This is a genomic window from Collimonas pratensis, assembly GCF_001584185.1.
Classification (GTDB): domain Bacteria; phylum Pseudomonadota; class Gammaproteobacteria; order Burkholderiales; family Burkholderiaceae_D; genus Collimonas; species Collimonas pratensis.
In genome coordinates, this window is record NZ_CP013234.1 from 2,520,162 (window position 1) to 2,542,708 (window position 22,547).

The 22,547-nt window shown below is 60.4% G+C and carries 17 protein-coding genes and 2 pseudogenes; 11 read left to right on the top strand and 8 right to left on the bottom strand.

All coding sequences use genetic code 11. The annotated features are described in order from the left end of the window. Positions 1 to 260: 260 nt before the first annotated feature. The 3 genes and pseudogenes from CPter91_RS11505 (at position 261) to CPter91_RS11515 (ending at position 3,269) form a co-directional block, all read left to right on the top strand. Positions 261 to 1,409: an ATP phosphoribosyltransferase regulatory subunit gene (locus tag CPter91_RS11505; RefSeq protein ID WP_061940308.1), complete on the top strand. Its 1,149-nt coding sequence runs from the start codon at positions 261 to 263 to the stop codon at positions 1,407 to 1,409. Positions 1,410 to 1,412: 3 nt separating this feature from the next. Next, positions 1,413 to 2,726, top strand: coding sequence for an adenylosuccinate synthase (locus CPter91_RS11510; RefSeq protein ID WP_061940310.1), 1,314 nt, complete (start codon positions 1,413 to 1,415; stop codon positions 2,724 to 2,726). A gap of 7 nt (positions 2,727 to 2,733) precedes the next feature. Beyond that, positions 2,734 to 3,269: pseudogene (locus tag CPter91_RS11515) on the top strand (phosphoribosyltransferase). A 53-nt stretch (positions 3,270 to 3,322) separates the two neighbouring features. Here the strand turns inward: CPter91_RS11515 and CPter91_RS11520 are convergent. The 6 genes from CPter91_RS11520 to CPter91_RS11545 all read right to left on the bottom strand — a co-directional run bounded on the left by CPter91_RS11520 (position 3,323) and on the right by CPter91_RS11545 (position 10,205). Next, the gene (locus CPter91_RS11520) at positions 3,323 to 4,537 is read right to left on the bottom strand and encodes a Gfo/Idh/MocA family protein (protein ID WP_061940312.1); all 1,215 of its coding nucleotides are present in this window, start codon (positions 4,535 to 4,537) and stop codon (positions 3,323 to 3,325) included. 2 nt (positions 4,538 to 4,539) lie between these two features. Beyond that, positions 4,540 to 5,592: a sugar phosphate isomerase/epimerase family protein gene (locus CPter91_RS11525; protein WP_061940314.1), complete on the bottom strand. Its 1,053-nt coding sequence runs from the start codon at positions 5,590 to 5,592 to the stop codon at positions 4,540 to 4,542. 60 nt (positions 5,593 to 5,652) lie between these two features. Next, complete coding sequence (locus CPter91_RS11530; protein ID WP_061940316.1) at positions 5,653 to 6,630, bottom strand: substrate-binding domain-containing protein; 978 nt, start codon at positions 6,628 to 6,630, stop codon at positions 5,653 to 5,655. 81 nt (positions 6,631 to 6,711) lie between these two features. Further along, the gene (locus CPter91_RS11535) at positions 6,712 to 7,716 is read right to left on the bottom strand and encodes an ABC transporter permease (RefSeq protein WP_061940318.1); all 1,005 of its coding nucleotides are present in this window, start codon (positions 7,714 to 7,716) and stop codon (positions 6,712 to 6,714) included. Next, the gene (locus CPter91_RS11540) at positions 7,697 to 9,196 is read right to left on the bottom strand and encodes a sugar ABC transporter ATP-binding protein (RefSeq protein WP_061940320.1); all 1,500 of its coding nucleotides are present in this window, start codon (positions 9,194 to 9,196) and stop codon (positions 7,697 to 7,699) included. The genes CPter91_RS11535 and CPter91_RS11540 overlap by 20 nt, the downstream gene beginning before the upstream one ends. A 1-nt stretch (position 9,197) precedes the next feature. Further along, a complete protein-coding gene (locus tag CPter91_RS11545; RefSeq protein ID WP_082792784.1) occupies positions 9,198 to 10,205 on the bottom strand; it encodes a LacI family DNA-binding transcriptional regulator in 1,008 nt (335 codons plus the stop codon). Between the two features lie 228 nt (positions 10,206 to 10,433). Here CPter91_RS11545 and CPter91_RS11550 point away from each other — a divergent pair, with 228 nt between their 5' ends. The 3 genes and pseudogenes from CPter91_RS11550 to CPter91_RS11560 all read left to right on the top strand — a co-directional run bounded on the left by CPter91_RS11550 (position 10,434) and on the right by CPter91_RS11560 (position 13,932). Continuing rightward, positions 10,434 to 11,723 carry an MFS transporter gene (locus CPter91_RS11550; protein WP_061940324.1) on the top strand — a complete coding sequence of 430 codons (1,290 nt, stop codon included), beginning with the start codon at positions 10,434 to 10,436 and terminating at the stop codon, positions 11,721 to 11,723. Positions 11,724 to 11,894: 171 nt separating this feature from the next. Next, positions 11,895 to 12,899, top strand: coding sequence for an inositol 2-dehydrogenase (iolG, locus tag CPter91_RS11555; RefSeq protein WP_061940326.1), 1,005 nt, complete (start codon positions 11,895 to 11,897; stop codon positions 12,897 to 12,899). Next, positions 12,896 to 13,932 (top strand): annotated as a pseudogene (locus CPter91_RS11560) (Gfo/Idh/MocA family oxidoreductase). The gene iolG and the pseudogene CPter91_RS11560 overlap by 4 nt, the downstream one beginning before the upstream one ends. Before the next feature lie 90 nt (positions 13,933 to 14,022). Here CPter91_RS11560 and CPter91_RS11565 read toward each other — a convergent pair. Beyond that, the gene (locus CPter91_RS11565) at positions 14,023 to 14,382 is read right to left on the bottom strand and encodes a hypothetical protein (protein WP_061940328.1); all 360 of its coding nucleotides are present in this window, start codon (positions 14,380 to 14,382) and stop codon (positions 14,023 to 14,025) included. Positions 14,383 to 14,453: 71 nt separating this feature from the next. Further along, a complete protein-coding gene (locus CPter91_RS11570; protein WP_061940330.1) occupies positions 14,454 to 15,320 on the bottom strand; it encodes a MurR/RpiR family transcriptional regulator in 867 nt (288 codons plus the stop codon). A gap of 207 nt (positions 15,321 to 15,527) precedes the next feature. Between CPter91_RS11570 and CPter91_RS11575 the strand changes: the two genes are divergently transcribed. From CPter91_RS11575 to iolD, 5 genes are all read left to right on the top strand, one after another. Continuing rightward, positions 15,528 to 16,571, top strand: a complete 1,044-nt coding sequence (locus CPter91_RS11575; protein WP_061940332.1) for a sugar ABC transporter substrate-binding protein — start codon at positions 15,528 to 15,530, stop codon at positions 16,569 to 16,571. A 199-nt stretch (positions 16,572 to 16,770) separates the two neighbouring features. Then, positions 16,771 to 17,916: an ABC transporter permease gene (locus tag CPter91_RS11580; protein ID WP_061940334.1), complete on the top strand. Its 1,146-nt coding sequence runs from the start codon at positions 16,771 to 16,773 to the stop codon at positions 17,914 to 17,916. A 2-nt stretch (positions 17,917 to 17,918) separates the two neighbouring features. After that, positions 17,919 to 18,701, top strand: a complete 783-nt coding sequence (locus tag CPter91_RS11585; protein WP_061940336.1) for an ATP-binding cassette domain-containing protein — start codon at positions 17,919 to 17,921, stop codon at positions 18,699 to 18,701. Positions 18,702 to 18,711: 10 nt separating this feature from the next. Beyond that, entirely contained in the window at positions 18,712 to 20,679 is a 1,968-nt protein-coding gene (locus CPter91_RS11590) for a bifunctional 5-dehydro-2-deoxygluconokinase/5-dehydro-2-deoxyphosphogluconate aldolase (protein WP_061940338.1), read from the top strand. Next, positions 20,676 to 22,547 (top strand): 3D-(3,5/4)-trihydroxycyclohexane-1,2-dione acylhydrolase (decyclizing), encoded by a 1,872-nt coding sequence (gene iolD / locus CPter91_RS11595; protein ID WP_061940340.1) that lies wholly within the window; start codon positions 20,676 to 20,678, stop codon positions 22,545 to 22,547. The genes CPter91_RS11590 and iolD overlap by 4 nt, the downstream gene beginning before the upstream one ends.

Consider the following 22,547-nt stretch of genomic DNA (forward strand, 5'->3'; position numbering starts at 1 on the left):
GGGAATAAGTTGGGCTTTTGGGCGGGCAACGCAGCAGCGCACCAGCTACAGCCCCCCAAAAGCCCAACTTATTTCCTGGCGGGGCCTAAGTAATCTGGGAATGGCGCCCTCGCTTGAGGCGCCATTCCTTATTTTCGCCGGCAAAATACTTGTAACGTTGTTGCAAGGAACCAGGCCCATTAAAGTTAATGATGATGTTTTGCTGGCAAGCGGATTGCGCCTGTCAGTAAAAAATAACCTTCCTGAGATTCATTTTTCCTATGCCGAATTGGCTTCTCCCTGAAAATATCGCCGACGTCCTGCCGTCCGAGGCGCGCAAGATAGAAGACCTGCGCCGTCTGATCCTGGACAATTTCCGCCTGTACGGCTACGAGCTGGTCATGCCGCCGATGCTGGAGTACCTGGAATCGCTGCTGGCCGGCGCCGGCCAGGACACCGACCTGCGGACTTTCAAGCTGGTCGACCAGTTGTCCGGCCGCACCCTCGGCATCCGCGCCGACATGACCACCCAGGTAGCGCGTATCGATGCGCATCTACTGAACCGCGAGTCGGTGACCCGCCTGTGCTATGTCGGCAGCGTCCTGCATACCCGTCAGATCGGCTTGCACGCCACACGCGAGCCCTTGCAGATCGGGGCGGAAATCTACGGCCACCTCGGCCTTGAAGCCGATGCCGAGATCCAGGAACTGGCGCTGGCGACCCTGGCCTTGGCCGGGATTACCCAAGTACGCCTGGATTTGTGCCATGTCGGCATCCTGCGCACCATCATCGGCGGCGATCGCGCCGCAAAAGTGGATGAAAGTGCACTGGTCGGGTTGCTGGAAGCCAAGGATTTGCCAGGTTTGCGTACCATCAGCGTCGATTACAAGCCGGAAACGCGGGCCGCGCTGTTGGCGCTGCCAGGTTTATACGGCGACGCCGGCGTGCTGCAGCAGGCGCGGCAGGTACTGCCGGCCTTGCCGGCCATCGCCAAAGCGCTTGACGAACTGGAAACCCTGGCGGAAGCTGCCGGGAAAGATTGCGTCACCGTCGATTTAGCCGATTTACGCGGGTATCATTACGAAAGTGGTTTGATTTTCGCCGCCTACGTCCCTGGTTTGCCGAACGCAATACTGCGCGGCGGCCGCTACGACGTCGGTGCGGCATTCGGCCGTTCGCGGCCGGCGACCGGCTTCTCGATGGATTTGCGAGAGCTGGCAAGACTGATTCCGGTAGCAATCCGCAAGCGTGCGATTCATGCGCCTTGGGGAGTTGAAGCAGGTTTGAAGGAAAAGATCGTTGAATTGCGCAAGGCTGGGGAAGTTGTGATCCAGAGTCTGCCCGGCCATGAAAACGATCAAGACGAGTTCGATTGCGACCGTGCGGTTGTACTCGAAAATGGAAACTGGATTATCAAAAATTTGGACTAAGTGATGTTACAGAAAAGCACCGCAAAAAACGTCGTTGTGATTGGCACCCAATGGGGCGACGAAGGAAAAGGCAAGATCGTTGACTGGCTGACCGACCACGCACAAGCAGTTGTGCGTTTTCAGGGTGGCCATAACGCTGGCCATACATTGGTCATCGGCGGTCACAAGACGGCGTTGCAGCTGATCCCGTCCGGCATCATGCGCCCGGGCGTCGCCTGCTATATCGGCAACGGCGTCGTGCTGTCGGTGCCTGACCTGCTGCGCGAGATCGACAAACTGCAGGCGGCCGGCGTCGAAGTGGCGTCACGCCTGAAGATCTCCGAAGCTTGCCCGATCATCCTGCCTTACCACACCGCACTCGATGCGGCACGCGAAGCGGCGCGTGGCGATGCGAAGATCGGCACCACCGGCAAGGGCATCGGCCCGGCCTATGAAGATAAGGTGGCTCGTCGCGCAATCCGCGTGGCTGACCTGCTCAACGAGAAGCGTTTTGCAGAAAAGCTGAAAGCCAATCTGGAATACCATAATTTCGTCCTCACCAATTACCTGAAGGCGCCGGCTGTCGATTATCAAAAGACGCTGGACGATGCCCTGGCGACAGTGGAGCGTCTGAGGCCGATGGTGGCTGACGTATCGAGCGACCTGTATGCAGCCCACAACGGCGGCGCCAGCCTGCTGTTCGAAGGTGCGCAAGGCAGCCTGCTGGACGTCGACCACGGCACTTACCCGTTCGTCACCTCGAGCAACTGCGTGGCCGGCAATGCCGCTGCCGGCAGCGGCGTCGGTCCGAACATGCTGCACTACATCCTGGGCATCACCAAGGCTTACACCACACGCGTCGGCTCCGGTCCGTTCCCGTCCGAACTGCCGACCGACCAGGGTGTAGGCAAACATCTGGCCAGCGTCGGCCACGAATTCGGCACGGTGACTGGCCGCGCCCGCCGCTGCGGCTGGTTCGATGCCGCCTTGCTCAAGCGCTCGGTACAGATCAACGGTGTTTCCGGCATGTGCCTGACCAAGCTGGACGTGCTGGATGGCCTGGAAACCCTGAAGCTGTGTACCGGCTACACGCTCAACGGCAAGATCGTGGATATCTTCCCGGTCGGCGCTGAAGAAGCGGCGCTGTGCCAGCCTATCTATGAAGAAATGCCGGGCTGGAGTGAATCCACGGTCGGCGCCAAATCGCTGGATGCCTTGCCGGCCACAGCCCGTGCCTACATCAAACGTATCGAAGAATTGGTAGGCGTGCCTATCGATATGGTGTCGACCGGTCCCGACCGTGAGGAAACCATCGTTCTGCGCCACCCATTTAAATAAAAACAATATGAATAAATCTGATGACAAGCACCTGTGGGTGTCGTGGGATGAATATCATCGCATCATTGAAAAACTGGTCCTGAACGTCCATGCTTCCGGCTGGCAGTTCGACCAAGTGCTGTGCCTGGCACGCGGCGGCCTGCGTCCGGGCGACGTCTTCTCGCGTATTTTTGACGTGCCGCTGGCGATCCTGTCGACCAGTTCGTACCGCGAAGATGCCGGCACGGTGCGCAGCGAGCTGGATATCGGCAAGCACATCACCATGAGCCGGGCGCCCTGGCGGGCCGCGTGCTGGTGGTGGACGACCTGGTCGATTCCGGCGTCACGCTGGACAAGGTCTTGCATCACCTGAAGGAAAATTACGCGCCGGTGACTGAGGCCAAGTCGGCGGTGATCTGGTGGAAAGCCTGTTCTTCGCTGAAACCGGATTACTACGTCGATTACCTGCCGACCAATCCGTGGATACACCAGCCGTTCGAAGAATACGACAGCTTGCGTCCGCATCAATTGGAAGCATGGAGTAGAAAGGGCGTATCGAGGTAATCGAACGCACTGAACAAGAAGCCCCGTTGCTGTTACAACGGGGCTTTTTACGTCTATGCCGATGGTTCCAGGCTGACCCAGCTGGCATCCTGCGCATGGCTGCGCAGCACGGCTTCAATGAATTGCATGCCTTGCACGCCATCCTTGACGGTGGTCAGGAAGCGGCTGTGATCAGGGATGGCGCGGCCGTCGTTCAGCGCTGCGATCTGCTGGGCGGCATCGACATAGAGCTGGGCAAACGCTTCCAGGTAACCTTCCGGATGGCCGGCCGGCACCCGGGTAGCGTGCGCCGCAGCCTGGCCCCGCGCACGGCCGCGCGTGAGGCATTGCGCCTGGCCGCCTTGCGGCGTGAACCATAGCTGGTTCGGATTTTCCTGGTCGAACGCCAGGCTGGCCTTGCTACCGTACAGGCGCAGCCGCAGCGCATTCTCGCAGCCGGTGGCGACCTGGCTGGCCCACAGCGTGCCGCGCGCGCCGTTGGCGTAGCGCAGCATTACTTGTACATGGTCGTCGAGCAGGCGTCCCGGCACAAAGGTATGCAGCTCAGCCAGCAGTTGGGTCGGCGTCACGCCGCTAACGTATTGCGCCAGCTGGTAGGCATGGCTGCCGACATCGCCCAGGGTTCCTGCCGACCCGTTGCGCGCCGGATCGGAGCGCCAGCCGAGCGCCGCCGGATCTTGCGTGCCATCTGCAGCAGCAGCGGCGGCAGCGGGTATTTCATCGGCCAGCCAGTCCTGGGAATACTCCACCTGAAGCAAGCGCAATTCGCCTAGCGCGCCCGATGCAACCAGTTCCTTGGCATGGCGCACCATCGGGTAGCCGGTATATGTATGGGTGAGGGCGAACACCAGATTCTTACGTTGCGCCAGGGCTGCCAGCGCTTTCGCTTCTTGCAGCGAGACGGCGAGCGGCTTGTCGCAGATGACATGGATGCCGGCTTCCAGGAACGCGGTGGCGACCGGCGCATGCAGGTAGTTGGGGGTGACGATCGCCACCACGTCGATGCCATCCGAGCGGGCGGCTTCGCGCAACGCCATCTCGCGATAGTCGGAATAACTGCGGCTACGATCCAGGCGTATCGCGGCGGCGCTGGACGCCGCTCGCAGCGGGTTGCCGGACAGCGCGCCCGCCACCAGTTCATAGTGGTCGTCAAGCCGCGCCGCCATGCGGTGTACAGCGCCGATGAAAGCGCCGTCGCCGCCACCCACCATGCCCAGCCGCAAGCGCCGTGACAGCCTGCTTTCCTGCTTGCCGTGATTGATGCCCATGTCTAGTCCAATCCTAATATTTGCGCAATCTGCGCCGTTTGCACCTGGCCGCCGGCAAAATCGTCGAAGGCGCGTTCGCTGACGCGGATGATATGGCGGCGGATGAATTCTGCACCCTCGGCGGCGCCGTCTTCCGGATGTTTGAGTGCGCATTCCCATTCCAGCACGGCCCAGCCGGGAAAATCGTATTGCGCCATCTTGGAAAAGATGGCTTTGAAATCGATCTGGCCGTCGCCCAGCGAGCGGAAGCGTCCGGCGCGTTCCCGCCAGTCGGAAAATCCGCCGTAGACGCCTTGCCGGCCGGTGGGGCGGAACTCGGCATCCTTGACGTGGAAGGCTTTGATGCGCCGGTGGTAGATGTCGATGAACGCCAGGTAGTCCAGTTGCTGCAGCAGGAAATGGCTGGGATCGTACAAGATGTTCGCGCGCGGATGGTGATCGACCGCTTCCAGGAAGTGCTCGAAAGTGACGCCGTCATGCAGGTCTTCGCCGGGATGCAGCTCATAACAAAGATCGACGCCGGCGTCGTCAAAAGCGTCGAGCACTGGGCGCCAGCGCCGCGCCAGTTCGGCGAACGCGGTTTCCACCAGTCCGGCCGGACGCTGTGGCCAGGGATACAGGTAGGGCCAGGCCAGCGCGCCGGAAAAGGTGACGTGCGCGCGCAGGCCGAGCCGGCGCGAGGCGATGGCTGCGCAATGCAACTGGTTTTCGGCCCAGGCGGTGCGCGCCGGCGCATTGCCACGCAGCGCCGGCGGCGCAAAGCCATCGAACAGCACATCGTAGGCCGGATGCACCGCCAGCAGCTGGCCCTGCAGATGGGTCGACAGTTCGCTGACCTGCAAACCGTGGCCGGCCAGCATGCCGGCGATGTCGTCGCAATAGGTTTGGCTTTGCGCCGCCAGTTCGAGGTCGAACAGGCGTACGTCGGTGGGTAACTGCAGCGCCTTGTAGCCCAGCGCCGAAGCCCACCGGGCCAGGTTTTCCAGGGTGTCGAACGGCGCCTTGTCGCCCATGTACTGGGCCAGAAACAGGGCCGGACCTAGTATCGTTTTCACGGTGTAGTCCTTTCGTGCAAAGCATGCAGAACCGCGCCGCCGAAGCAGCGCGGTCCCGCATTAGAACGGCGAATCGGGGAAATAGAACTGTTTGGCGTTCTGGTTGGTGATCAGCACTGACGGGATGATGGTGGTCGCCGGCAGTTTCTCACCCTTGAGGCGGGCTTCGGCAGTCATCTTGATGGCGTCGTAGATGAATTTCGGCGAATACGATACGTCGGCCTTGATCATCTTGTCGCCGTCAATGATCTTCTTGACGGCTCCCTTGGCGCCGGCGCCACCGAAAATCTCCTTGATGTCGCTGCGTTTGGCCTGGTCGATGGCTTTCTGCACGCCGACCGCCATGTCGTCATCCGCCGCCCAGACCGCGTCGATCTGACGGAAGCGGGTCAGGTAGTCCTGCATCACCTTGAAGGCGTCGTCGCGGTTCCAGTTGCCGTATTTGGCATCGAGGATCTTGATGTCCGGATGTCCTTTCATGACTGCGCTGAAAGCATCGAATCGTTCGTTGTCGAGGGTGGTCGGGATGCCGCGCAACACCACGATGTTGCCCTTGCCGTTGAGCTGCTTGGCCAGGTACTCGGCCGGCAGCTTGCCGAAGGCGGTATTGTCGCCGGCGACATAGGCGTCCTGGGCGGCGGTATTGGTCAGCCCGCGGTCAACCACCGTGACGTACACGCCCTTGCTCTTGACCTGCGCCACCGGCTGGGTAAGCGCGGCCGATTCCAGCGGGAAGATCACCAGGGCGTTGATCTTGTTGACGGTCAGCATGTCTTGCAGCTGGTTGGCTTGCTCCGATGCCGCGGCCGAAGTCTTGACGATGATTTTCAGGTCGGGATGCGCTTTTTCCAGTTCTTTCTTGGCTTCATTGGCCCACCACACGATGCCAGAGGTGAAACTGTGAGTAGCAGTCGGAATGGCGACGCCGAGCGTGACCTTGTCGGCGGCGTGGGCGGGCAGGGCGGTGCTGTAGGCAAATGCGGCCAGGGCGGCAGCCGGCAACAAGCCGCGGCTGAACATACGATGGATCGAGTGCATGGTATCTCCTCCAGTTGATGGTGCCGCTATCGGCATCCGGTGTTGAAACTACAGACGACATTGCGCTACCGACAGGAACCTTTAATGCCGGCCGCGCTGGAAATAAGCTACTGCGATGATGACGACGCCCTGTACTGCCGCATTCAGGTAGACGCTGATGATGCTGGTCAGGTTAAGGATGTTGCTGATCACGGACAGCAGGATCGCACCTACCACGGTGCCGACGATGCGGCCGGAGCCGCCCTTGAGCGCGGTGCCGCCAACCACCACCGCGGCAATCGCTTCCAGTTCCCACAGCAGGCCGGTGGTCGGCGAGGCTGAGCCGAGGCGCGGCACGTACAGCACGGTGGCAATGCCGACGCATACGCCGAGCAGCATGTAGGTGCAGGTCTTGACGAAATCGACCCGGATGGCGGCGTAACGGGCCACCTGTTCGTTCGAGCCGATTGCTTGCACGTGGCGGCCGAACGCGGTACGGTTCAGGATCAGCGCACCGCCCAAAGCCACCGCCAGGAATACCCAGATCGGGATGGGGATGCCCAGCAGGCTGGTGTAGTAGACCGGGCTATACAGGTCGGACAGCTGGTTGTCCAGCGTCAGCGCGCCGCCGTCCGCCAGATAGGTCAGCACCGAGCGGAAGATGCCCAGCGTGCCCAGTGTGACGATGAATGCTTCGATCTTGCCTTTGGTGATCAGCAAGCCGTGCAGGCAGCCGAAAGCCAGGCCCAGCAGCAGCGCCATCGCGATGCCGATGAGCAGGATGGTCAGCGGCCCGAGGGTGCCTGCGCTCATCAGCATGTTCATGAAATAAATCATGCTGCCGGCAATCAGCGCAGCCATGGAGCCGACCGAGAGGTCGATGCCGCCTGAAATGATGACAAACGTCATGCCGACCGCAATGATGCCGATGAATGCGGTGCGGGTCAGCACGTTCATCAGGTTGTCGACGGTAGCGAAATCGCCGTTGAGCAAGGTGCCGGCGATGCACAGGCCGATCAGTCCGAGCACCGGGCCCAGACCCTTCAGATGATTGAGATATTGTAAAAACCGGGCGGATGCGCGGGAGTCAACGGGTGCCGGTAGCATGGGAAATCAACTCCTCTTCAGTCAGCTGGTCGCTGGCCAGCGTTGTTTGCAGAACGCCGGCACGCATGACGGCGACGCGATGGCACAGGCCGATCAGTTCAATCAGCTCGGATGAAATGACAATTACCGCCCGGCCTTCTGCAGCCAGGCGCTGGATCAGGAAATAGATGTCGCGCTTGGCGCCGACGTCGACGCCGCGGGTCGGCTCGTCCAGGATGACGACGCGCGGGTCGGCGTGCAGGTATTTGGCCAGCGCCAGCTTTTGCTGGTTGCCGCCGGACAGCATGCGCGCCTTCATTTGCTCGTTCGCCTGCGGATTGCCGGTGCGGATGTTGAAGTCTTGGATGGCGCGGGCGAGCGCCTGCTTTTCTGCCTGCAGGTCGAGCAGGGGGTGGCTATAACGCTCCAGCGTCATCAGAGTCAGGTTTTCGCGCAAGCCGAGATCGACGTGCAAGCCTTTGCCCTTACGGTCTTCACTCAGGTAAGTCAGGCCATGCTGCATGGCTTGCCGCGGGCTGCGCAGGTCCAGTTGCATGCCGCCGATGGCAATGCGGCCGCCGCTGCGCGGACGCAGGCCGATCAGCGCTTCCATGGCTTCGGTGCGGCCGGCGCCGACCAGTCCGGCAAATCCCAGGATTTCACCGGCGCGCACTTCAAAACCGAGGTCAGGGATCCAGCCTGGTACCGCCAGGTGTTCCACCTTGAGCAGCACCGGCGCATCCGCCGCAGGCATCAACTTGGGCGGAAACATGTCCGACACATCGCGTCCCACCATCAGGTTCGCCATTTGGTGCCGATCCAGGCTGGCGGTCGGTTCGCGGGTGATGAAACGGCCGTCGCGCATGATGATCACCTCATCCGTATGGCTCTCGATTTCATCCAGCTTGTGCGAAATGTAAATGATGGTGACGCCTTGCTGCTTGAGCTGCGCCATCAAGGCAAACAGCCTTTGCGTCTCGCTCGATGTCAGCGTGGCGCTGGGTTCGTCCATGATCAGCAGACGCGCCTTGCGCGACAAGGCTTTGGCAATTTCCACCAGCTGTTTCTCGGCGACGATCAGGGCGCTGACCTTGGTGTCCGGGCTTAAGTCCAGCCCCACTTGGGCCAGGCAGGCTGCGGCTTCGCTGCGCATGGCGGCGTCATCCAGCAGCCAGCCCTTGCGTTTTTCATGGCCGAGGAAAATGTTCTGGGCGATGGTCAGGTGCTCAGCCAGGTTGAATTCCTGGTGGATCAGGACAATACCGCAAGCTTCGGCTTGGCGCGACCCGGTGAAATGGCGGCTTTCGCCGTCAATCATCAACTCGCCTTCAGTGATGCTTTCATAACCCGCCAATATTTTCATCAGGGTCGATTTACCGGCGCCGTTTTCGCCCAGCAAGCCGTAGACCCGGCCCAGTTCGAGCTCAAAACTGACGCCGTGCAGCACACGCACCGCGCCAAAATCCTTGCGGATATTTTCGAAGCGGACAGCGACGCTCATCTCAGCTGCTCTCCCTCTGGACCAGCCGGTGCGGCAGCAGGACCCCTTGCACGGTAGCTTGCGGGTCTGCCAGCCGCTGCAGCAGCAACTGCGCCGCGGTTTCGCCGAGGGCGCGCATGGGTTGGGCGATGGTGGTCAGCGCCGGCCAGGTTTGTGCTGCAATGGCGATATCGTCGAAACCCACCACGGCAACCTCTTCCGGCACACGTTTGTTCAGCTGGCGCAGGGCGCTCAGGGCGCCGATAGCCAGCGTATCGGACACCGCGAAGACGGCGCTGGGGGCGTCCGGCAGCGTCATCATCTGCAGCGTAGCGTGTTTGCCGGCGTCGTAGTCCAGGCTGTCGACCTGGCGCCGCCATTCAGGGCGCGCCTGCAATCCGGCCGCCTGCAGGGCGTCGAGATAACCGCGCTGGCGTTCGCGTGCATAGCGGTAGCGCTGGTCCGAATTGATCAGACCGATCCGGCTGTGGCCGCGGGCTATCAGGTGGCGTACGGCGTCGCCGGCGGCACGGTAGTTATCGACACCGACATACGGCACGGCGATGGCGGGATCGAATTCGCAGCAGGCGACCCATGGCAGGATGTTGGATTCGTTGGCAAGGGCATGCTGCACGGTATCTGGGTCAAGGCAGATCGCGCCGTCGGCGCGGTGCGTGCGCAGCAGGTCGAAATAGGCACTTTCGCGCCCGGCTTCGGCGCCGGTGTCGCACAGCATGACGAAATAACCGTGCTCGCGCGCCACGCTATCGATGCCGCGCACGATCTCTGAATAAAACGGATTGCCGACATCCGGCACCATAGTCAGCAGCAGGCGGCTGGCGGCTGTGCGCAGGTTGCGCGCCAGGTGGTTCATGCGGTAGCCCAAGGCCGTCACGGAGGCCATTACCTTGTCGCGGGTCAGGGGTCGTACGCCATCCATGTCGTTCATGACACGCGAAACAGTCGCCACCGATACGCCTGCATGCAGGGCGACAGCGGCGATCGAGGCGGACGGGTTCTTGGGCGGCATGTGAGGGAATGGTTTGCTGTGGCCAATTTAAATGTAATCGATTACATTTGATTTATACGTGCTCGCTGCGTGGCTGGCAAGGTGAATCCATGCTGTGATGCAACATCAAAACCGGACTGTGAAATGGCAGGAAGGGGGAGAATCGGAGCGCAGAAAAGGACGCAGTAAGGGGAGCAAGAACGCCGGAATCAGGGGTATCAACGTAGTCAAACAAAAAAGGATATGTCTATGAGCAGCATCGCAAGCCGCAGTACCGTCGCAACGCCTTTCGAACAGCACCCGCAGACCTGGCGCGCCGTCATTTCATCTTCCATCGGCAATGCCCTGGAATGGTTCGATGTCTTGCTGTACAGCGCCATGGCGGTCACCATCGCCAAACTGTTTTTCCCGACGGCGAACCAGACCGTTTCGCTGCTGATTACCTTTGCCACCTTCGGCGTCTCGTTTTTCATGCGGCCGCTGGGCGCGGTGGTGATCGGCGCCTATTCTGACCGGGTCGGCCGCAAGGCGGCCTTGACGCTGTCGATCCTGCTGATGATGATCGGCACCTTGCTGATCGCCATCATGCCGACCTATGCCCAGATCGGCTTGTGGGCGCCGGCCGGCATCGTGCTGGCGCGCTTGCTGCAAGGTTTTTCCGCCGGTGGCGAATTCGGCAGCTCGACCGCTTTTCTAGTGGAGCATGCACCGCACAGGCGCGGCTTCTTTTCCAGCTGGCAGGTCGCCAGCCAGGGTCTGAGCATCGTGCTGGCGGCGCTGGCCGGGGCCTTGCTGTCGTCCCAGCTCTCCACGGAGCAGCTGGAATCCTGGGGCTGGCGCCTGCCGTTTTTCTTTGGCCTGCTGATCGGGCCGGCCGGCTATTACATCCGCAAGAACCTGGAAGAATCGCCTGAGTTCGCCCAGGCCGACGCTACCCGCACGCCGCTGCGCGACATCATGAGCAGCCAGAAAATGCAGTTGCTGATCGGCTCGGGCAGCGTCATCATGGCGACCGTGTCGGTGTACCTGGTGGTCTACATGCCGACCTATGCGGTCAAGCAGCTGGGCATGACGTCGACTGCTTCGTTCAGCGCCACCATCCTGGCTGGCCTGATCATGCTGCTGTTCTCTCCGGTGGTCGGCCAGCTCTCCGACAAATATGGGCGCACCCCATTCATGCTGGCCAGCAGCATACTGTTCGTCGTGCTGACCTATCCGTTGTTCTCCTGGCTGTCGTTCAACCCGAGCTTCGTCAACCTGCTGCTGGTGCAAGGCGTGATCGGCCTGTTGATGACCATGTATTTCGCTTCCATGCCCGCACTGTTGTCGGATATTTTCCCGGTCCAGACCCGGGGCACCGGCATGTCTCTGAGCTACAACATCGCGGTAATGATTTTCGGCGGTTTCGCCGGCATGACCATTACCTGGCTGATCGCGGTTACAGACAACAAGCTGGCGGTGACCTTCTACGTAATCGGCGGGGCATTATTGAGCGTGATCGCCACGCTCGCAGCACGTTACAAGTTGCGCCTGCGCTAGCGGTCTGCCAAGAAAATGCATGACAGTCAACGCCGGTGCTGATTGCCTGTCATGCAAAAAATATTCGATTAAAAAAATAAACGGAAAATTGTTTCTATTTTGAGGATTCATGCCTACAATGGCAGAAAGCGATACCAACGCAAACTACGCCAATTAGAACGGAGATAGAACATGACGAATCTGGCAATTGATGTTGCAGTATTCGGCGCCGGCCGCATCGGCAAGATCCATGCAGGCAACCTGGTGCTGCAGCCAGGCGCCAATCTGAAATATGTCAGCGACATTAATACGCAAGCCGCACAAGAACTGGCGCAGCAACACGGAGCGCAAGTGGCGGATATCGACAGCGTGCTGGCCGATGCGAGCATAGGCGCAGTGCTGATCGCCTCCAGCACCGACACCCACGCAGATTTGATCATGCGCGCAGCGGCGGCAGGCAAGGCGATCTTTTGCGAAAAGCCGGTCGACCTGACGCTGGAGCGCGCCAAGGCATGCGCGCGCGCGGTGGCGGATGCCGGCGTGACTTGCATGATCGGTTTCCAGCGCCGTTTCGATCCGACCTTCAGTGCGCTGAAAACGCGCCTGGCAGCCGGCGAAATCGGCGATCCGGAAATGCTGATCGTCACCAGCCGCGACCCAGGCGCGCCGCCGGTGTCGTATATCAAGAGTTCGGGCGGCATATTCAAAGATATGCTGATCCACGATTTCGATATTTTCCGCTGGATACTGGAAGACGAAGCCGTCAGCATCTCGGCCACCGGCAGTTGCCTGACCGATCCGGCGATTGCCGAAGCCGGCGATATCGATTGCGCGGCTGTCACCATCCGCAGCCGCCGCGGCCGTTTGTGCCAGATCAACACCAGCCGTCGCGCCGCCTATGGCTACGATCAACGCTTTGAAGTGCTTGGCAGCAAAGGTATGCTGCAAGCCGGCAATCACAAGCCGACCGAGGTAGTCGCTGCCGGCGCCCATCACGTCAGCCAGGACAAGCCTGAGCACTTCTTCCTGGAGCGTTACCGGGCTGCATATGCCAGCGAGATTGCCCATTTCTTCGATGCCGTGGTCAATCGGGCTGCGGTGCGCACCACCATCGAAGACGGCGTCAAGGCGCTGGAACTGGCGGAAGCGGCGACGCTGTCCTGGCGTGAAAATCGTACTATCGAGCTGGCAAAATGAATCCATCATCACATCACGCGCCAATACTGAAGGTCGGCATCGTCGGCCTTGGCAGGTTAGGGCGCCGTCATGCAGAAAACCTCATGTCGCGCGTCGCCGGGGCAACCCTGGTTGCGGCCTGCAGCCCACTGCAAAGCGAGCTGGAGTGGGCGCGCGATACTTTGCAGGTGCCGCATCTGTATGAAGACTATGCCGCGTTACTGGCGCATGACGGTCTGGATGCCGTATTTCTGGTGACGCCGACATCCCTGCATCCGCAGCAGATCATCCAGGCCCTGCAGGCCGGCAAGCACGTGTTTTGCGAAAAGCCGCTGTCGCTAGACCTGGAGGATTGCCGCCGGGTCGAAGCTGAAGCTGCTCGGCACCCGCAGCTGCAGGTCATGATCGGCTTTGTGCGGCGCTTCGACGCCAGCTATCAGGACGCCTACAAGAAAATTCAGCAAGGCGCCATCGGTTCGCCATTCATGGTGTATTCGCAAACCTGTGATCAATACGATCCAGATGGCTTCTTCGTCAAGTTTGCAGCCACCAGCGGCGGCATATTCCTCGATTGCAGTGTGCACGATATCGACCTGGCGCGCTGGCTGCTGGGTAATCCGCAGCCGATCCGGGTCTACGCCAGCGGCACCCGCGCCATCCACCAGGATCTGCAGCAGTTCCAGGATGTCGACAATGGCGTCGCCATCTGCGAGTTCGATAACGGTAAGCTGGCCACGTTCTATGCCTCGCGCACCATGGCGCATGGACATGACACCATGACTGAAATTACAGGTACCGCTGGCGTTTGACCGTGGGTAGCAATCCGCGCAAGAACCGCCTCGAGATCGCCGATGCGCACGGCGTCCGCAATGAGTGCGTGCCCAGCTTCTTTGAGCGGTTTGAAGATGCTTTCCTGACGGAGATCACCAGTTTCGTGGAGGCGATACGGCTTCGGCGCAAGCTTGAGCTGACGCTGGCCGACGCTACCGAGGCGACGCGCATCGGCATAGCATTACGCGAATCGCTGCTGTCAAAGCAGCCGGTATTGCTTTGAGGGCGTTTGCCTGCGCGATGGCAGTGGCGTTTTATCGGGAAAGGTGCCTATCTGACCGAGGGCGGGATTTGGCGGCAGGGGAGTACGAGGTCAGGGTTTTGCTTGCGTAGCAATGAAATACACTGCTGAAACCAGTAGTCCCGCAGCGCCTATCAGTTTCCAGGTCAGTCCGTCCAGCGCCTTATACAAGGTGGCGAACTCTTTGTGCATGACAGAAAATTCTTTGTACATAGCAGCTTCAAGATCTTTGACGTCCGCTTTTGTGGCGCAGCTATCCAGTCTGGTCTCTATGCGAGAAAGGCGGTCGCGCGTCTCAATCGCGAACTCTTCAAGTTTGTTGACTCTTGCTTCCATGGCATCATCATAACCACCACCTCCGCCCGTGGCAAGCCCGGCTTTCTCGTGCCGCCGCGTACTGCCCTTGCTCTCGATATGCTTAAGTTCTGCCATATTTCCCCCAATCAGCACTGCCGGCTTACGGCGACTGCAGATGGGAAATTTTACCGCAATTATCTTGTCATTTACTCATCGTAGCCCTCAATTGCGCCCGTTTCCTCAACATTAAGCTCAAGCCTATAAGCCAGCGCAATAAACAGGGCCTGGCAAAGGCACATGGCGTTGGTGAGCGAGCGGAATGCAAATGCGCTGCCTTCCTTGACCGTCAGCAATACCGAAGCATGCCGGGCCAGCGGGCTCAGCTGGCTATCGGTAATCACCAGCGATTTGGCCTGGTGGTGATGCGCCAGCCTGACGCAAGCCTGGGTTTCCTTGCCGTAGGGCGTAAAGCTGATGGCGATCACGACGTCCTTCTTGCCGATGCTGCGAATCTGTTCGCGGATCATGCCGCCCAGTCCGGACAGCAGGTGTACGCGCTTGTTAGTGTGCTGCAAGGCGTACACAATGTAGCTGGCGATCGGAAACGAGCGGCGCACCCCGATCACGTAGATATTTTCCGCTTTCTGCAACAGTTTTACCGCGGCGTCGAACTGGCTGTCGTCCATGCCGTTCAGCAGTTCATCCAGGCCGCTGCGGCTGGCAGCGATGAATTCGCGCGCCATCGAGCCGCTGGTGAGCGGCGTCGGCTTGGCGTCGATCAGCTTGCGTATGCGTTGCTGGTAATTTTGCGAAGGAATCGCTTGCGCCGTATAGGCATCGCGGAAAACCGCCTGCATCTCGCTGAAGCCGCTGAAGCCGAACTGCTTGGCAAAGCGTACGATGGCAGAGGGCTGCACTTGGCAATGCTCGGCAATGTCGCTGATCCGTTCCAGCATCAGGCTACTGCGATGCTGCTCCACATAGGTGGCGATAATCTTCAGCTGCCGCGAAAGCGTGGCGTATTGCTCTGCGATCTGCAACATCAACTGGTCGACAGTCGGGGTGTCTGCCATGGCTTACTTTCTGTATAAGTATTGTGCGGCAATTATAAAGTTATTTCATGTGGCGAAGCCAAAACATGAAAATAAAATTCTAATTTAAATTTAATTGAAAAAATTGTTGCATATTGAATCCGCTTGTTCTATTGTTTATTGCCGACGTCAAAGATCGGCCTGGATCAACCTAGATTCACCATAGATAAAACAACAATGGAGATGACTATGCAACGACTCGGATGCAAGGGCCTGTCAAAGGTCTTGATGGTGGCGGCGCTGGCGATGGGCCTGGGCGCGATGAGCAGCAGCTATGCAGCCAATGAGAAATTTGTCCTGATCAGCCATGCCCCGGATTCGGACTCATGGTGGAACACCATCAAGAATGCCATCAAGCAGGCCGGCGAGGATTTCAACGTTACCGTCGACTATCGCAACCCGCCCAACGGCGACCTGGCCGACATGTCGCGCCTGATCGAGCAGGCGGCAGCCCGCCATTACGATGGCGTGATCGCCAGCATCGCTGATTTCAGCGTGCTGAAAAAGGCCATGGAAAACGTCACCGCCAAGAAAATCCCGCTGGTCACCATCAATTCCGGCACTCAGAAACAAAGTGAAGAGCTGGGCGCCATCATGCATGTCGGCCAGCCGGAATACGATGCGGGCCATGGCGCCGGAGAAAAAGCCAAGGCAGCTGGCATCAAATCTTTCCTGTGCGTCAATCATTACGCCACCAACCCGTCTTCCTTCGAACGCTGCCGCGGTTTTGCCGACGCCATCGGCGTCGACTACAAGAAAGCCACGCTGGACGCCGGCCAGGATCCAACCGGGATCGAAAGCAAGGTCAGCGCTTATCTGCGCAACAACCCTGGCACCCAGGCGGTGCTGGCGCTCGGACCTGATTCCGCTGCGCCTAGCTTGCGCGCGCTGCAAAAGATGGGCTTGAAAGGCAAGACGTGGTTCGCCACCTTCGATCTTTCCGATGAAATAGCCAAAGGCATCAAGGATGGTTCGGTACAGTTCGCGATCGACCAGCAACCCTACTTGGAAGGCTACATCCCGGTCGCGGTGCTGGCTATCATGACGCAAGACAAGATCACCGATGTCGCCGCCATCCAGGCCAAGCTGAAAGCCAATCCGAAATTCCAGGCCCGGCTGGCCGAATACGGCCTGGCGCCGATCTACGGTCCGCGCCACATCAGTTCCGGCCCCGGCTACATCACCAAGGACAATCTCGATAAGGTACTGAAATACGCAGGGCAGTATCGTTGATGTATCCCATTGCGCATTAGCGGTTTTAGTTAAGCACTGATTCACTGTATTTCCCTGCCTGGCCACCACAGGGTGGCCAGGCCGCAATCCTGGGGCGATTCGCCCAGGCGCCTCTGCGCCCGCAGAATTTCGCAATACCCCACAAAAGCCGCCAGTCTGGCGTTTGACTACTGGCCAAAACAAAGCAGGAGATAGCATCATGAATTCAAGCAGTGCGCACGCCGACAGCAATAGCCCGGCGCAGCAGAATATCGTCCCGCAAGACGAGCGGGTCCGCAAGGAAGGTTCCTTGAAGCGCTTTCTCGGCCGTCCCGAGTTTGCCTCGCTGGCCGGCGCTATCCTGGTGTTCATCGTGTTCGGCTTTGCCGCCGGCGATTCCGGCATGTTCAATCTCGACGGCGTGATCAACTGGATGCAGGTGGCGGCCTACCTCGGCCTGATCTCGATTGGCGCCTGCGTCCTGATGATTGCCGGCGAGTTCGATTTATCGATCGGGTCGATGATCGGCTTTGCCGGCATGATGGTGGCAATTCCCACCGTGTATTTTCACTGGCCGTTCTGGCTGGCCGTGATGTTCGCCTTTGCCGGTTCGATGGCGCTGGGCTGGTTGAACGGCTATCTGGTGGTCAAGACCCGGCTGCCGTCTTTCATCGTGACGCTGGCCTTCATGTTCATCCTGCGCGGCCTGACGCTGGCGCTGTCGATCATGTTTGCCAACCGCACCATCGTCAGCGGCGTCGGCGACTTGGCGGCGGCTGACTGGCTCGGCAGCTGGCTGTTCACCGGCAATCTCGGCAGTGGCCTGTTTCACTGGATGGCTGCGCAAGGTTGGATCGCAACGGCCGCCAATGGCCAGCCGCTGGTCGGCGGCATTCCCAAGGTAATCGTCTGGTGGCTGGTGCTGGCGCTGGGGGCAAGCTTTGTGCTGGCGCGCACCCGCTTCGGCAACTGGATCTTCGCTGTCGGCGGCGACGCCAATGCCGCCAAGAACGTCGGCGTGCCGGTCAAGCGCGTCAAGACCTCGCTGTTCGTATTCACCGCCTTCTGCGCCTGCCTGTTTGCCGTGCTGCAGGTGGCCGACGTTGGGTCCGCCGCGGCTGACCGTGGCCTGCAAAAGGAATTTGAAGCCATCATCGCGGCAGTTATCGGCGGCGCCTTGCTGACCGGCGGCTATGGCTCGGTGATTGGCGCCTGCTTTGGCGCGCTGATCTTCGGCGTGGTGCAGATCGGTATTACCTACACCAATCTCAATTCCGACTGGTTCCGCGTCTTCCTCGGCGTCATGCTGCTGGTGGCCGTGCTGTTCAATAATTATGTCCGTCGCCGTGTGACGGAAGCGAGGTAATCATGGATGACACTATTCTGGCGCTGGAAAATGTCAGCAAGTATTTCGGTTCGGTCATCGCTTTGCAGAACGTCACCTTGCGCCTGAGGAAAGGCGAGGTGCATTGCCTGCTGGGCGACAACGGCGCCGGTAAATCGACCCTGATCAAGACGCTGGCCGGTGTTCACAAGCCGTCCGAAGGCCAGTATCTGGTCGACGGCCAGCCGGTCACCTTCAACTCGCCGAAAGAGGCGCTGGATGTCGGCGTCGCCACGGTCTACCAGGATCTGGCGCTGGTGCCCTTGCTGTCGGTGGCGCGCAATTTCTTCATGGGCCGCGAGCCGACCAAGAAAGTGTTCGGCATCACAGTCATGGATATCAACTATGCGGCGGAGACGGCGCGCGCCAAACTGGCGGAAATGGGCATCATGGTGCGCGATCCGCATCACGCCATCGGCACCATGTCCGGCGGCGAAAAGCAATGTCTGGCGATCGCTCGCGCCATCCATTTCGGCGCCCGCGTGCTGATCCTGGACGAGCCGACGGCGGCGCTGGGGGTCAAGCAATCCTTCAATGTGCTGAAGCTGATCCACAAGGCGCGGGAACGTGGCATTTCGGTGATTTTCATTACCCATAATGTGCATCATGCCTATCCGATCGGTGACTCGTTTACCTTGCTGAACCGCGGCAAGTCGATGGGGACGTTCACCAAAGACAATGTCACCAAGGACGAAGTGCTGGACATGATGGCCGGCGGTGCAGAAATGCAAACGCTGATGAATCAGTTAGAAGGCATCCAGGTTTAAAGGAATACACATGCAAGCTACCAACAATAAATTTGCCGCAGATCGCAAGCTCGACGTCATTTGCATCGGCCGTCTGGCAGTCGACCTGTATGCGCAGCAGATCGGCGCACCGCTGGCGGATGTCACCAGTTTTGCCAAATATCTTGGCGGCTCTTCCGCCAACATCGCTTTCGGCAGCGCTCGGCTGGGGCTGAAATCAGCCATGCTGGCGCGCGTCGGCAATGAACACAATGGCCAGTTTCTGACGGCAGCACTGGCGGCAGAAGGCTGCGACGTCAGCCACGTCACGGTCGATCCAGAGCGCCTGACAGCGTTGGTGATGCTGGGTTTGAAAGATAAAGATACCTTCCCCTTGATTTTCTATCGCGACAACTGCGCCGATATGGCGCTGTCGGAAGAAGACATCGACGAGGCGTTTATCGCTTCCAGCAAGGCGTTGCTGATCACCGGCACCCATTTCTCTACCGGGCAGGTGCACCGCAGCGCCAGCCTGGCGCTGGATTACGCCCGCCGCCACAATGTCCGTACCGTGCTGGATATCGACTACCGCCCGGTGCTGTGGGGGCTGACGCAAAAGGGCGACGGTGAAACCCGTTTTATTGCGAACGGCGGCGTCACTGCGCATTTGCAAGGCATCTTGCCGAAATTCGACCTGGTGGTCGGTACCGAGGAAGAGTTCATGATCGCCGGCGGCGGCGAGGATATCATCGCCTCGCTGCAGTCGGTGCGCGCGGTCAGCCAGGCGACGTTGGTGGTCAAGCGCGGACCGCTTGGCTGCGCCGTGATCCATGACGCGATCCCGGCATCGCTTGATCAGGCATTCAATTACAAGGGCGTGCAGGTCGAGGTGCTGAACGTGCTTGGCGCCGGCGACGCTTTCCTTTCCGGCTTTTTAAAGGGCTGGCTGAATAACGAAGACGACGAAAGCTGCTGCCGCTACGCCAACGCTTGCGGCGCGCTGGTCGTGTCGCGCCACGCCTGCGCGCCGGCGATGCCGACGCCGGTCGAGCTGGCGTATTTCCTGGAACACGCCGAGCGCATGCAGCGCCCGGACCAGGATGCACATCTGCAGCGCTTGCACAGGGTGACGGTGCCGCGCAAGACCTGGAACGAGGTCAATGTATTCGCCTTCGATCACCGCAACCAGTTCTTCGAGCTGGCGCGTGAATCCGGTGTCAGCGAAGCACGCTTGCCGCAGCTGAAGCAGTTGCTGGTGCAGGCTGTAGCGGACACCGAGCAGGCACTAGGATTGCAGGGGAAGATCGGGATATTGTCGGACGACCGTTATGGCCAGGCCGCGCTGAACGCTGCCAGTGGCCGCGGCTGGTGGGTCGGCCATGCGGTTGAGATGCCGCTCTCCAATCCGCTTGAATTCGACTACGGCCGTTCGATAGGGTCGCACCTGCTGAGCTGGCCCAAGGAGCATGTGGCCAAGTGCCTGGTGCAATTCCATCCGGATGACGCGGTGGAAAAGCGCCTGGAGCAGGAAGCACAGATCCGCGCACTGTACAACGCGGTACAGGTCAGCGGCCATGAATTGCTGCTGGAAATCATCCCGCCCAAGGATTTGCCGATAGCCGACGACACGGTGCTGCGCGGCATCAAGCGCCTGTATAACCTGGGGATTTATCCGGAATGGTGGAAGCTGGAATCGATGTCGGAAACGCAATGGGCTGCGATCGACCGCCTGATCGCCGAACGCGATCCGTATTGCCGCGGCGTGGTCTTGCTGGGGCTGGCGGCGCCGGTAGACGAGCTGGCGGCAGGGTTTCGCGCTTCACGGCATAGCAAGACCTGCCGCGGTTTCATGGTCGGCCGGACGATTTTCCACGAGCCGTCTAAACTCTGGCTGCAAGGACAGATCGACGACGCCACCTTGATTCAGCAGGTGCGGACCACATTTGAGCGGCTGATCGGCGTCTGGCGTGACAGCCGCAATGACGGTAGCAAGCACAGCGAACAGGAGCGCGCGGCATGAGTATTTCCGGCAAAACCATCCGTCTGACCATGGCCCAGGCGTTGGTGCGTTACCTGGCGGCCTTGCGCGTCGATACTGCCGATGGTGATGCTGCGCTGTTCGGCGGCGTCTTTTCGATTTTTGGTCACGGTAACGTGGCTGGGCTGGGCGAGGCGCTGTACCAGCACCGGGAACAGTTGCCGACATACCGGGCGCATAACGAGCAAGCCATGGCGCATGCCGCCATCGCCTATGCCAAAGCACATATGCGGCGGCGCATGATGGCCGTCACCAGTTCGATCGGGCCGGGCGCCACCAATCTGCTGACCGCGGCCGCGCTGGCGCACGTCAACCGCTTGCCGGTGCTGCTGCTACCGGGCGATATCTTTGTCTCGCGGCGGCCTGATCCTGTGCTGCAGCAGGTCGAGAATTTCCAGGATGGCGGCATTTCCGCCAACGATGCGTTCAAGCCGCTGTCGCGCTATTTCGACCGCATCTATTATCCGGAGCAGTTGCTGAGCGCCTTGCCGCGCGCCATACAGGTGTTGACCGATGCCGCCCAGTGCGGGCCGGTGACGCTGGCCTTGCCGCAAGATGTCCAGACCATGGCTTACGATTATCCGGTCGAATTCTTTGCTCCGCAGACTGTCAAGTTCCGGGCCCAGGCGCCGGCGGCAGACGAGTTGCAAACGGCCCTTGCACTGCTGAAGAATGCCCGTCAGCCGCTGATCGTCGCCGGCGGCGGCGTGCTGTACGGCGAGGCGACGGAGGCGCTGCGCAGCTTTGCGGAAAAGCACGCGGTGCCGGTGGCGGAAACCCAGGCCGGCAAGGGCGCCTTGGCCTGGCGTCATCCCTTGCAGCTGGGCGCGCTCGGCGTAACCGGTTCACCGGCCGCCAATCTGCTGGCCAGCAAGGCCGACGTGGTGATCGCGATAGGCACCCGGCTGCAGGATTTCACGACCGGCTCGCATGTGCTGTTCGGCCAGGCCAAACTTCTCAGTATCAACGTCAATGCGGTCGACGCCATCAAATGGCAGGGCACGCCGATGCTGTCCGATGCGCGCCTGGGCCTGGCGGCCCTGTCGCAGGGCTTGCAGGACTGGCGCGCCAGCACTGCCTGGCATGCGCTGGCGCTGGAACAGGCCAATAGCTGGCGCAGTACGGTCGACTGGATCACCAGCCAGCGCGAAGTCAGCGCGCCGGCGCTGCCGTATGACGGCGAAGTGATCGGCGCAGTGCAGCGTTCCAGCATCGATTCCACCGTGCACGACATTGTGGTTTGCGCAGCGGGCACCTTGCCGGCCGAGCTGCACAAACTGTGGCGTACTTCGACTCCGGGCGGCTACCACGTCGAATACGGCTATTCCTGCATGGGTTATGAAATCGCCGGCGGCCTCGGCGTCAAGCTGGCGCAGCCGGACCGCGACGTGATCGTGATGGTGGGCGACGGCAGCTACCTGATGATGAATTCGGAAATCGCCACCTCTGTCATGCTGGACCGCAAGCTGATCATCGTGGTGCTGGACAACCGTGGCTATGGCTGCATCAACCGTCTGCAGCAAGCTTGCGGCGGGGCACCGTTCAACAACATGCTGGAAGATTGCCTGCAGGGGCCGCTTGGGGCGCCGGCTGTCGATTTTGCCGCACATGCCCGTTCTCTGGGCGCGCTGGCTGAAAACGTCAAGACCATCGCGCAGCTGGAGGCCGCCATGCAAAGGGCACGCGCGGCCGACCGCACCTATCTGGTGTGTATCGACACCGATCCGACCCGCACCACCGAAGAGGGCGGTTGCTGGTGGGAAGTGGCTGTGCCGGAGGTGTCGCAGCGCCAGCAGGTGCAGACGGCGCGGGCGGAATACGAACAGGCCCGGCAGCGGCAAAAAGTGTAA